Consider the following 11,584-nt stretch of genomic DNA (forward strand, 5'->3'; position numbering starts at 1 on the left):
AGGCGACGACGCTGAGCAACCAGAGCTCGGCCGACGTCGTCAAGTGGACCTGCCCGCACGGCCAGCACGCCGGAAACGGCTGCATCGCGTGCTATGACGCCTGCGCCACGGCCGACCCGGAGCTGCCCCTGTGGGAAGTCGCGGCGTGGTTCACCACCACGCGGCCGATCCCGATCAGGGCGCTGCAGGACGTGCACCGCCACGGCCGCCGGTTCGCGCTGGACCAGCCGTCGACGCCGCTGGTCTACATCCTGAGCGGCCATGTCCGGGCGGAGCTGAGCGCGGAGGCGGTGGCGGGGGTGGTCGGCTTCCTGCTGCAGAACCGGCACATCGTCGACGACTTCACCATGACGGAGATTCGCGCCTCCCATTCCTGACGAGCTGTCGATTGTCGCCGGGCTCGTTCGCCGTAGTCAGTGAGAGGCATCACCGACTGACAAGGAACGATCATGCGGAAACTGATGGTGACCACGTTCATGTCGCTGGACGGCGTCGTACAGGCGCCCGGGGGCGCGGACGAGGACCGCGAAGGCGGGTTCGAGCACGGCGGCTGGGCGGTGCCGCACATGAACGAGGAGCTCATCCAGCGGATGGCCGCGCTGACCGCCAGGGCCGACGCGCTGCTGCTCGGGCGCAGGACCTACGAGGGCTTCGCCGCCACCTGGCCGCTGGCCGGCCCCGGCGACCCGATCGGGGAGACGATGAACGGCCTGCGCAAGTACGTCGCGTCACGCACCCTGGACACCGTGACGTGGCAGAACTCGACGCTGCTCACCGGCGACGTCGCCGAGGCGGTCGGCGAGCTCAAGCGGGACGAGGGCGGCGAGATCCAGGTGCACGGCAGTGGCGAGCTGATCCAGACGCTCATCGAGCACGACCTCGTGGACGAGTTCCACCTGCTGGTCTTCCCGGTGCTCCTCGGCTCCGGCAAGCGGCTCTTCAGGACCGGAACGGCCGGGTTCAAGCTGCTCGACAGCACGACGTCGAGCACGGGCGTGGTCCTGAGCACGTACGCGAGAAGTGGCAAGGTGGGCTACGGCGAACTCGGCCCGGAGACCGGCAACTGGTGATCGAGCGAAGGGGAGCGGCCATGCCGCAGTACGCGATTCTGATCTACGAGAAGGAGACGCCCGGAGGGGTGGCCGACATCCCGCCCGAGGTCATGGAGGCCAACCTGCGCGCCGGCGAGCAGATCGCCGCGATGGGCGCGACGGTCGTCCACGAGCAGGCGTTGCAGCCCAGTGCGGCCACCCGGACGATCCACAAGGGCGGCCTGGTCACCGACGGCCCGTTCCTGGAGAGCAAGGAGGTGATCGCCGGGTTCTTCGTGGTGGAGGCCGCGGACCTGGAGACGGCGGTCGCCATCGGCCGACTGCTGCCGATCATGGACGGCGCCGTGGAAGTGCGGCCGCTGCTCACCGAATGACCTCCGTCCTTCAGGCGGTGGCCGAGGCGCACCGTCGCGAGTGGGCCAGGTTGCTCGCCGCGACGGTGCGCGTCACCCGTGACCTGGACCTGGCCGAGGAGTGCGTCCAGGACGCGTACACCGCGGCGCTCGACTCCTGGACGCGCGACGGCGTGCCCGCCAGGCCGGGCGCCTGGCTGACCACCGCCGCCCGGCACAACGCGCTGGACGCCCTGCGCCGGGCCGGCACGCTGCGCTCGAAGCTGCACCTGCTGGTGGAGCCGGACGTGGCCGCCGAGCCGGTGCCGTACGACGACCGGCTGCGGCTGGTCTTCCTGTGCTGCCATCCGGCGCTGGCCGTCGAGGCACAGGTCGCGCTCACCCTGCGGCTGGTCTGCGGGGTGAGCACGCCGGACGTCGCCCGCGCGTTCCTGGTCTCCGAGCCGACCATGGCGGCCCGGATCACCCGGGCCAAGAAGAAGATCATGGCGGCGGGGATCCCGTTCAGGATGCCGGCCCCGGCCGAGCTGCCGGACCGGCTGGACGCCGCGCTCACCACGATCCACCTGCTCTTCACCACCGGCCACACCGCGCCGGCGGGGGCCGCGCTGACCAGGGACGACCTGGTCGCGCACGCGCTCGACCTGGCACGCATGCTCCGCGACCTGATGCCGGACGAGCGGGAGGCACGCGGACTGCTCGCCCTGCTGCTGGCCGGTCACGCCCGCCGGACCACCCGCGCCACGGCGGACGGGCGCCTGCTGCCGCTGGCGGAGCAGGACCGTTCGGCCTGGGACCAGGAGGCCGTCGCCGAGGCGGACGCGCTGGTCGTGGGCGCGCTGCGCGGCGGCGCGCCGGGCCGGTTCGCCCTGCAGGCCGCCATCGCGACGCTGCACGCCACCGCGCCGGCCTACGCCGACACGGACTGGGAGCAGATCCTGGTGCTCTACGACGAGTTGCTCAAGGTCTGGCCGTCGCCGGTGGTGGCGCTCAACCGGGCGGTGGCGGTCGCCATGGTCAGCGGCCCGGCCGCCGCCCTGGCCGAGGTCGAGGCGCTGGAGCGGGACGAGCGGCTCGCCGCCTACCACTACCTGCCGGCGGTCCGGGCCGACCTGCTGCGCCGGCTGGGCCGCCGGGCCGAGGCCGCCGAGGCGTACGAGCGAGCGATCACGCTGGCCGGCAACGGCGCCGAACGGGCCTTCCTCACCGAAAAGCGGCGGGCCCTTTGGGCTGGCCCTGTGGAAACTTGACCGTTTCGCGCGGGTTGCCCCCGAAGGGGACGGCAGGGTGAACGTACGTTTCTGTGCATGGCTTCTTCGGACAATCAGCAGGCCGAGCACATCATCCAGGTCGCCGCCCGGCTCATCTCCGCTCTCGGGTACGACGCCACCTCGACCCAGCAGATCGCCGAAGCGGCCGTAGTGCAGCCTTCTGTCATCCAGGAGCTCTTCGGCGGCAGACAGGGGCTCTACGTCGCCGTCATGAAGGACGCCTTCGAGCGGGAACGCGTCGCCCTGGACGCGCTGCTGGACGATCTCCACTGCGACGACCCCGCCGACTGCGCGCGGGCGATCCACCTGCTGATCGACAGGCAGATCGACTTCACCGCCCGCCACCCCTACATCTCCGCGCTCCGGACGCACCGCTGGCTGGCCGACGCCATCCACGTGGACGAGATCGAGACGCGCTACACCGCGCCCCTTCTGCGGGCCGTCCTGGACGCCTTCGAGCCCGCGATGGCCGCCGGGCACCTGAACAAGGACGCGGACCTGAAGTACACGCTGTACTTCACGAACTGGTGCATCCAGGCCTTCGTCCTGGGCGGCATGCTGGACGACACCGGCACCACCGTGACCTCCGCCGACGAAGAGGCTTGGCGGCTGTTCCGGGTGCGGCTGCACCAGATGGTGCACCGCAACCTCCTCCTGCCCGGCGACTACTCCCCTCCCTGACCGCCGATTATTGACGTTTTCTTGATGCCGCGATCATGCGGTGGCCGCCCTCACCCTCACTAGTGTCCTTTGCGGTTTCGCACGTAAAAGATGCTGGAGGTGGCCGAGTTGGCCGGATTAGGTCAGCCCGTACGGGAAGGGGCGCTGCGCACGTGGATGCTGAAAGGCCTGCAGCGGCCTGAGAGCCAGCTCGCGGAACCGCAGCCGGACCATCACCACAGCTGGTGGCAGGTGATGTGCCTGACCGGTGTGGACTACTTCTCCACTTTGGGCTACCAGCCGGGCATCGCGGCGCTGGCCGCCGGCGCGCTCAGCCCCGTCGCGACCCTGCTGCTGGTGGCGCTCACCCTGTTCGGCGCGCTGCCGACCTATCGGGCCGTGGCCGGGGAGAGCCCGAACGGGCTGGGCTCACTGTCGATGCTGGAGCGGCTACTGCCCGGCTGGCGGGGCAAGCTGCTGGTGCTGTTCCTGCTCGGGTTCGTGGCCACCGCGTTCATCGTGACGATCACCCTGTCCGCGGCCGACGCCACCGCGCACATCCTGCACAACCCGTTCGTCCCGGACTCCTTGGCGGGCTGGCAGGTGCCGGTCACGCTGGTGCTGATCGCCGCCCTGGGCGCGGTGTTCCTGGTCGGGTTCAGTGAGGCGATCTCCATCGCCGTCGTCCTCGTCGGCGTCTACCTGCTGCTCAACCTGGTCGTGGTGACCACCGCGGTCCTCCACGTGCTGGCCGAGCCCGAGCGGGTGACCGACTGGCGGAACGTGCTGGCCGACGACTACGCCAGCCCGCTCGCCATGGTGGCGGTCTCCCTGTACATCATGCCCAAGCTCGCCCTCGGCCTGTCCGGCTTCGAGACCGGTGTCGCCGTGATGCCGCTGGTCAAAGGCGAGGTGGACGTACGGATCAAGGGCGCGCGCAAGCTGCTGACCACGGCAGCGCTGATCATGAGCGTCTTCCTGATCACGTCGAGTTTCGCCACCACCGTGCTCATCCCCGCCGAGGAGTTCGCCGAGGGAGGCGCGGCCAACGGGCGGGCGCTCGCCTACCTGGCCCATGAGTACCTCGGTGACTGGTTCGGCACCGCCTACGACCTGTCCACGATCGCCATCCTGTGGTTCGCCGGCGCCTCCGCGCTGGCCGGGCTGCTCAACATCGTGCCGCGCTATCTCCCCCGGTACGGCATGGCGCCGGACTGGTCACGCGCCTCCCGGCCGATGGTGCTGGTGTTCACCGCCGTCTCCGTGCTCATCACGCTGTTCTTCGACGCGGAGGTGGAGGTGCAGGGCGGCGCCTACGCCACCGGCGTGCTGGCCCTGATCCTGTCGGCGGCGGTCGCCGTGACCCTGTCGGCCTGGACCGGCGGCCGGCTCCGCGCCGCGGCCTTCTTCGGGGTCGTCACGCTGATCTTCGGCTACGCCACGGTGGCCAACATCATCGAACGGCCCGACGGACTGGTGATCGCCCTGCTGTTCGTGCTGGCCATCGTGGTGATCTCGCTGGTCTCCCGGGCGACCCGGTCCACCGAGCTGCGGGTCACCCGGATCACCCTCGACGACCAGGCCCGCCAGTTCATCAACGAGGTCGGCGAGATCTACCTCATCGCCAACGAACCCCACGCCCGCAACAGTAAGGAGTACGTCGACAAGATGCGCGAGGCGTGGGAGCTGCACCGGCTGCGCACCAGCGAGGGGCCGATCTTCCTGGAGGTCACCATCCCGGACGCCTCCGAGTTCGCCGGCGAGCTGCGCGTCGTGGGCGAGGAGCGCCACGGCTTCCGCGTGCTGCGGATGCGGAGCACCACGGTCGCCAACGCCATCGCCGCCCTGCTGCTGCACCTGCGCGACGAGACAGGGAAGACGCCGCACGTCTACTTCCACTGGGCGGCCGAGGGCAACCCGATCGGCGCGCTGCTGCGCTATCTGGTCTTCGGCGGCGGAGACATCCCGCCGCTCACCCGCGAGGTGCTCCGCCAGGCCGAGCCCGACCCCGACCGCCGCCCGATCGTGCACGTCGGCTGACCCGCTCAGGGTGTGAACCGGTAGCCCATCCCCGGTTCGGTGATGAGGTGCACCGGGTGCGCCGGGTCACGTTCGAGTTTGCGGCGCAGCTGGGCCATGTACTGGCGCAGGTAGTGGAACTCCTTGACGTACTTGGCGCCCCACACCTCCGACAGCAGCAGCCGCTGGCTGACCAGTTTGCCGGGGTTGCGGAGCAGGATCTCCAGGATGTGCCATTCGGTCGGGGTGAGCCGTACCTCGCCGGAGACGGTCTTGGTGGTCAGGTCGATCTCGTGGTCGCCGATCCGGACGGGCGCCAGGTCCTCCTCCTGGCCGGTCCGGCGGGAGACGGCGCGGATGCGGGCCAGCAACTCGTCGATGCCGAAGGGCTTGGTGACGTAGTCGTCGGCGCCCGCGTCCAGCGCCTCGACCTTGTCCTGGTTGCCGGACCGGCCCGACAGCACGATGATCGGGACGCTGGTCCAGCCGCGCAGCCCGTGGATGACGTCCATGCCGTCCAGATCGGGCAGGCCGAGGTCGAGGATGACCAGGTCCGGGTGCCATTCGGCCGCCTCGCGCAGGGCCTCGGCGCCGTCGGCGGCCACCGCGACCTCGTACTGCCGGGCCACGAGGTTGATCCGCAGTGTGCGCAGGAGCTGGGGTTCGTCGTCGACGACGAGGATGCGGGTCATGCGGCGACGCCCAACCTGAGGATCATGGTGAGACCTCCCCCTGGTGTCTCATCGGGTACGAGCACGCCGCCCATCGCCTCGGCCAGCCCCCGGGACAGAGCCAGCCCGAGCCCGACGCCCGAATGGTTGTCGCGGTCGCCGAGCCGCTGGAAGGGCAGGAAGACCTGCTCGTACGCCTCTCGCGGGATGCCGGGACCACGGTCCACGACGCGTACCTCGACGTGGGCGGCGTACCGGCTCGCGGTGACGAGCACCTTCTCGCCCTGCGGGCTGTAGCGGACCGCGTTGGACATCAGATTGACCAGCACCCTTTCCAGCAGCGCCGGATCGGCCAGCACATCGGGCACCCCGGAGCCGATGGCGGCCTCGACGCGGCCACGCGACTGGGCCAGGTCGTCGACCGCCCCGGGCAGGACGTCAGCCAGCGAGGTCGGCTGGAGCTCGACCCCCAGCACCCCGGCCTGCAGACGGCTCATGTCGAGCAGATTGATCACCAGGCGCTCCAGCTTGGCCAGCGATTCCTGGGCGGATTCGAGCAGCTCGGCGCGGTCCTGCTCGCTCCAGGGCATGCCGGTGTCGGCCAGGCTCTCCACGGCGGCCTTGGCCGAGGCGAGCGGCGTGCGCAGGTCGTGGCTGACGGCGGCGAGCAGGGCGGTGCGCATCCGGTCGGCCTCGGCCAGCGGCCGGGCCAGCTCGGCCTCTCGCTCCAGGCGTTCGTGCCGCAGTGCCACCGCCGCCTCGGCGGCGAACGCCTCCAGCACCCGCCGGTCGGCCGCGTCCGACAGCCTGCCGCGAGCCGTGAGCACGAGCTGGGGATCGATCACCACCGCCGTGTCGGCGGCGGCCGGGCAGGTGGCGGGCGGGCCGCCGGACGTGGCGACGATCCGCCAGCGTCCCGGCTCGGCCAGGTCGTCGGGGGCCGGCTCGGCGTGCCGTTCCAGCAGCGTCACCGAGACCAGCCCGAACGTCTCCCGCATGCGCGCGAGCAGCGACGGGACGGCGGCCTCACCGCGCAGGACGTGGCCCGCCAGGGTGGACAGCAGCTCGGCCTCGGCGCCGGCCCTGGCCGCCTCCCTGGTGCGCCGGGCGGCGATGTCCACGATCACGCTGACCGCCGCCGCCACCAGGATGAACACGGTCAGCGCCAGGATGTTCTCCGGGTCGGCGATGGCGAAGAGGCCGACGGGCGGCGTGAAGAACAGGTTGATCAGCAGTGACGCCCCCACGGCCGCCGTGAGCGCGGGCCACATGCCGCCGGTGAGGGCGACGCCGACCACCGCGAACAGCAGCAGCAACATCTCGCTGGAGGGCGCCAGGTCGTCCGCGACCGGCAGCAGCACGGACGTCAGCGCCGGGATCCCGGCCACCGCCATCACCCACCCGGCCAGCCGGCGGTTCGGGGGCAGCGCCGTCCGCGAGGGCGACCACTGCGGGCGGCCCCGGCTCGCCTCCTCGTGCGTGACCATGTGCACGTCGATCGAGCCGGACAGCGCGGTGGCGGTGACGCCGACGCCGCGCGACATGACCTGCGCGAAACGTCCCCTGCGGGAGGCGCCCAGCACCAGCTGGGTGGCGTTCACCCCGCGGGCGAAGTCGAGCAGCGCGCGCGGGATGTCCTCGCCGACGACGTGATGGTAGGAGCCTCCCAGGCTCTCCACCAGGATGCGCAGGCGGGCCAGGCCGGGCGGGTCGGCGCCGGGCGTCCCGGCCGCCGGGGTCACGTGCACGGCGAGCAGGTCGGCACCCGTGTTCCGGGCGGCGATGCGGGCGGCCCGCCGTACCAGCGTGTCGCCTTCGGGGCCGCCCGTGAGGGCGACGACGACCCGCTCGCGCGCCTCCCAGGTGCCGGCGATGCCATGCTCGGCGCGGTAGCGGCCGAGCTGGTCGTCGACCTTGCCGGCGACCCAGAGCAGGGCCAGCTCGCGCAGCGCGGTGAGGTTGCCCACCCGGAAGTAGTTCGACAGGGCCGCGTCCACCTCCCCCGCGGCGTACACGTCACCGTGCGCCAGGCGGCGGCGCAGCGCCTCGGGCGCCATGTCGACCAGCTCGACCTGGTCGGCCCGGCGCACCACCTCGTCCGGCACGGTCTCCGGCTGCGGCATGCCGGTGATCGCCTGGGCGACGTCGCTCACCGACTCCAGGTGCTCGATGTTGACGGTGGACACCACGTCGATCCCGGCGTCGAGGATCACGTCGACGTCCTGCCACCGCTTGGCGTTGGCCGAGCCCGGCGCGTTGGTGTGGGCCAGCTCGTCGATCAGCGCGACCTTCGGCGCCCGTGCGACGACCGCCTCGACGTCCAGCTCGGCGCTCCCGTGGACCAGGCGCTTGCGCGGGATCACCTCCAGGCCGTCGAGCAGCGCGGCGGTGTGCCGCCGGCCGTGGTCCTCGACGAGACCCACCACCACGTCCTTGCCCCGCTCGCGAGCCCGCCGCCCCTCGCTCAGCATCGCGTACGTCTTGCCGACTCCTGGCGCGGCGCCCACATAGACCCGCAGACGACCTCTGGTCATGACCCGTGACGCTCGCTCATGCGGCCAAGGCTACGTGCCGCGCTCCGGACGTCCGGAGCTGCGGTCTGGGTTACCAGGTGAGACCATGGACCGAGGTGTCCCCCCGCCAGACGACCTTGTGGCCGAACCCGGCCGCGAGGCTGAGACGCAGCAGTTCGTAGCTCTTGCCGCCGCACGGATTGTGCCCGGCGACCGACTCGTTCTCGTTGTCCTTGCCGATCAGGACATGCCGGCCGAACGGGTCCGCGGCCAGTGACACGATGTCGCCGCAGTCGAGCGTGAGCACCGTGGCCACCTTCCGGTCACCCTCGTACAGCAGCACCTGTGACCGCTCCTCGTAGCTGCCGTGGCGCACCCGCAGGGTCCGGCCGCCCGGCAGCGGGAGAGGCAGGGTGTGGCTGCCGGCCTCCCTCGGGGCCGGGACCCGTCCCTTCGTCGAGCGTGGGTCCGACGGGGGCAGCCGCACGTCGATGGCCGCCTCCCACCACTCGAAGGGACCGGTCGCCGAGCCCGGCGTGATCGGGGTGACGCCGAGGTCGTCCGGCAGCGCCAGGGTGTGAGCGTCTCTCCAGTACAGACCGTACGTCTTCGCGGGCCACTCCCGGTGCGGGCCGAGCACGCCCGCGTACGACTTCGCCTGCCGGTCGCGGTCCTCGGTCGCGCGGGTGTAGGCGATGCGGCCCTCGGGCGAGACCACGACATGGTTCACCATCCCGGTCAGCCGGCCGGACAGGGCCTCGCCCAGCTTCGCCTGGCCGTCGGCGTCCACCGTGAAGCGGTGCAAGCGCGAGACGTGTCCCCGTGGGGAGTATTCGTCCTGGCCGCTCGCCAGTCGCACGCTGACGACGTACTCACCCGGCTGCGGGGTGGCGGCGATCGCCCGAACCTGTGCCACGCGCCTGCCGAGATAGGGCAGGTACGCATGGGCGACCCGTCCGGTCAGCAGGTCCACCGTCTCGGGCATACCGTTGCCGAGCACCGCGTAGCGTGGCGTGCCGTCGTCCGCCACCGGAGGTCCGGCCAGCCGGCCCGGCAGGATCAGCACGGCCGGCACGAGGAGCGCGACCACCCCGATCGCCCCGATCAGCCGCAGGACGGAGCCGCGGTCGGGGCGTACGCGCGTGCCGGCCGCACCGGCCAGCAGGACCAGCGTCAGCGGGGAGACGACCCATGACAGCGCGATCGACAGGATCCGGAGCAGCGCCGGCGGCGGCTCCGGCAGACAGCCGGGCGGCGGCCCCCCTGGCGGGGCGAGCAGCTCCTCGACGATCACCAGTGCCTCAGGCAGCGCGAGGATCCCGAGCCCCAGCGCGGCGACGCGCAGGGGCACCCGAGCGCCGTGGTGCCTGGTCGCGAACACGGCGATCACCACCAGGAGGAAGGGCGCCGCCGAATACAGCACGTCACCGATCATCTCGGCCACGTCGGCGGCGGCACGGCGGGCGTCGCTGACCGGGTGCACGGTCGGCATCCCGAAGCACGTGATCCGCCGAGGCGGCACCAGGATGGGCCGGAAGATCTCCCACACCGCGTACGAGGCCGCCAGCCACCACCAGAACACCGGCTGAATCCGCTTCGGCCCGCTGCTCGCTACGGAGACCACGGCGGCCCGCCCTTCTTACGTGATCTTCACAAATGATCACGAACCCTATCCGGCCGGGCAGACAGTAACGGTCAGGCCAGGGCAGCGGGGTCGTTTTGACACCTCGTATAGGCAACCGCTATCTATTAGCTAACCGTTAGGGGAGTGGGATGCAGGACGCAGTGCTGGCGATGCTGGCCAAGGAGCCGACGCACGGCTACCACCTGCATGCTCGCCTGCGGCAGAGCCTCGGCCCGCTGGGCGAGTCGATGAACCGCGGCCAGATCTATGTGACCTTGGCGCGGCTGGAGAAGGCGGGGCTCGTCGTCTGCGAGCGCGCGGACGGTCTGCCCGAGCGGCCCGAGCGCAAGGTCTACGCGCTGACGCCGGCCGGGCAGCAGCGGGTGGCCGCCTGGCTGGCCGAGGTGGGCTGGCCTAAACCGGACCTGGCGGAGTTCCATCTCAAGCTCGCCGCCGCCCGCGCGGCCCGGCTGGCCGACCCTGTGGAGCTGGTGGCGGCGCAGCGCCGTGAGCTGCTGCGCCGCCTGCGCGAGGCGCAGCGGGCGGCGCTGGCCGAGCCGCCGGGGTCGGGCGCCGGCCTGTTGCTGGAGGGGGTCGTGCTGCGGTTGCAGGCGGACCTGCGCTGGCTGGATGCCTGTGAGCGGGCCTGGTCCAAGGTCGAAGACGACGTCGAGGGTGGATGAACGTGTCAAGTGCCACGCTCCGGGCCTGCGGCCTGGTGAAGACGCATGGTCAGGGCCAGAGCCGGGTCCACGCGGTGGACGAGGTCGACCTGGACGTGCCCGAAGGGCAGATGCTGGCGGTGATGGGGCCCAGCGGCTGCGGGAAATCCACTCTGCTGCACCTGCTGGGTGGCCTGGAGCGGCCGACCGGTGGCGAGGTGTGGATGGCCGGGCGGCGCATCGACACGCTGAGCGAGCGAGCTCTGGCGCGCATGCGGCGCCGGTCGGTGGGGTTCGTCTTCCAGGCCTTCCATCTGATGGAGGAGTTGTCGGCGGCCGAGAACGTGGAACTGCCCGCGCTGCTGGCCGGGCGCTCGCGCCGCCAGGCCAGGCGCCACGCGAGCCTGCTGCTGGACCGGGTCGGGCTCGCCGACCGCGCCCGGCACCTGCCGTCACAACTGTCGGGCGGGCAGCGCCAGCGGGTCGCCGTCGCTCGCGCGCTGGTCAACGAACCGCAGGTCGTCCTGGCCGACGAGCCGACCGGCAACCTCGACACCGCGGCGACCCTCGACGTGCTGAGAATCTTCGAGGAGCTGCGTGCCGCGGGGCAGACCTTCGTCATCGTCACGCATGACGAGCGGGTGGCGGCCACGGCCGATCGGCTGGTCTCGATGCGCGACGGGATGTTCGTCGACGACACCTGGCTGGCCGGCTCCCCCGGGCGCGGGCTCGGCGGGCTGATCGGGCTGGAGGGCTGAA

General features: G+C 71.5%; 11 protein-coding genes. 8 read left to right on the forward strand and 3 right to left on the reverse strand.

The annotated features are described in order from the left end of the window. Positions 1-191 precede the first annotated feature (191 nt). The 6 genes from ACTMTF_RS14110 (at position 192) to ACTMTF_RS14135 (ending at position 5,376) form a co-directional block, all read left to right on the forward strand. Positions 192-377, forward strand: a complete 186-nt coding sequence (locus tag ACTMTF_RS14110) for a hypothetical protein (protein ID WP_397010635.1) — start codon at positions 192-194, stop codon at positions 375-377. 72 nt (positions 378-449) lie between these two features. After that, positions 450-1,070: a dihydrofolate reductase family protein gene (locus tag ACTMTF_RS14115; protein WP_441110998.1), complete on the forward strand. Its 621-nt coding sequence runs from the start codon at positions 450-452 to the stop codon at positions 1,068-1,070. Positions 1,071-1,090: 20 nt separating this feature from the next. Beyond that, the gene (locus ACTMTF_RS14120) at positions 1,091-1,426 is read left to right on the forward strand and encodes a YciI family protein (protein WP_441110999.1); all 336 of its coding nucleotides are present in this window, start codon (positions 1,091-1,093) and stop codon (positions 1,424-1,426) included. Beyond that, on the forward strand, positions 1,423-2,655 hold the full coding sequence (locus tag ACTMTF_RS14125; RefSeq protein WP_441111000.1) for an RNA polymerase sigma factor: 1,233 nt from the start codon (positions 1,423-1,425) through the stop codon (positions 2,653-2,655). Before ACTMTF_RS14120 ends, ACTMTF_RS14125 begins: the two co-directional genes overlap by 4 nt. Positions 2,656-2,712: 57 nt before the next feature. After that, complete coding sequence (locus ACTMTF_RS14130) at positions 2,713-3,357, forward strand: TetR/AcrR family transcriptional regulator (RefSeq protein WP_441111001.1); 645 nt, start codon at positions 2,713-2,715, stop codon at positions 3,355-3,357. Between the two features lie 108 nt (positions 3,358-3,465). Beyond that, the gene (locus tag ACTMTF_RS14135; protein WP_441111002.1) at positions 3,466-5,376 is read left to right on the forward strand and encodes an amino acid transporter; all 1,911 of its coding nucleotides are present in this window, start codon (positions 3,466-3,468) and stop codon (positions 5,374-5,376) included. 5 nt (positions 5,377-5,381) lie between these two features. Here the strand turns inward: ACTMTF_RS14135 and ACTMTF_RS14140 are convergent, their stop codons facing one another. The 3 genes from ACTMTF_RS14140 to ACTMTF_RS14150 all read right to left on the reverse strand — a co-directional run bounded on the left by ACTMTF_RS14140 (position 5,382) and on the right by ACTMTF_RS14150 (position 10,163). After that, on the reverse strand, positions 5,382-6,047 hold the full coding sequence (locus tag ACTMTF_RS14140) for a response regulator (protein WP_441111003.1): 666 nt from the start codon (positions 6,045-6,047) through the stop codon (positions 5,382-5,384). Continuing rightward, a complete protein-coding gene (locus ACTMTF_RS14145; protein ID WP_441111004.1) occupies positions 6,044-8,560 on the reverse strand; it encodes a DUF4118 domain-containing protein in 2,517 nt (838 codons plus the stop codon). Before ACTMTF_RS14145 ends, ACTMTF_RS14140 begins: the two co-directional genes overlap by 4 nt. 70 nt (positions 8,561-8,630) lie before the next feature. Beyond that, positions 8,631-10,163 carry a hypothetical protein gene (locus ACTMTF_RS14150; RefSeq protein ID WP_441111005.1) on the reverse strand — a complete coding sequence of 511 codons (1,533 nt, stop codon included), beginning with the start codon at positions 10,161-10,163 and terminating at the stop codon, positions 8,631-8,633. Between the two features lie 149 nt (positions 10,164-10,312). On the opposite strand from ACTMTF_RS14150, the gene ACTMTF_RS14155 reads away from it, so the two are divergent. Then, positions 10,313-10,846 (forward strand): PadR family transcriptional regulator, encoded by a 534-nt coding sequence (locus tag ACTMTF_RS14155; RefSeq protein WP_441111006.1) that lies wholly within the window; start codon positions 10,313-10,315, stop codon positions 10,844-10,846. Continuing rightward, the gene (locus ACTMTF_RS14160) at positions 10,843-11,583 is read left to right on the forward strand and encodes an ABC transporter ATP-binding protein (RefSeq protein WP_441111007.1); all 741 of its coding nucleotides are present in this window, start codon (positions 10,843-10,845) and stop codon (positions 11,581-11,583) included. Before ACTMTF_RS14155 ends, ACTMTF_RS14160 begins: the two co-directional genes overlap by 4 nt. Position 11,584 lies beyond the last annotated feature (1 nt).

This window comes from Nonomuraea sp. ZG12 (assembly GCF_052068115.1).
Lineage (GTDB): Bacteria > Actinomycetota > Actinomycetes > Streptosporangiales > Streptosporangiaceae > Nonomuraea.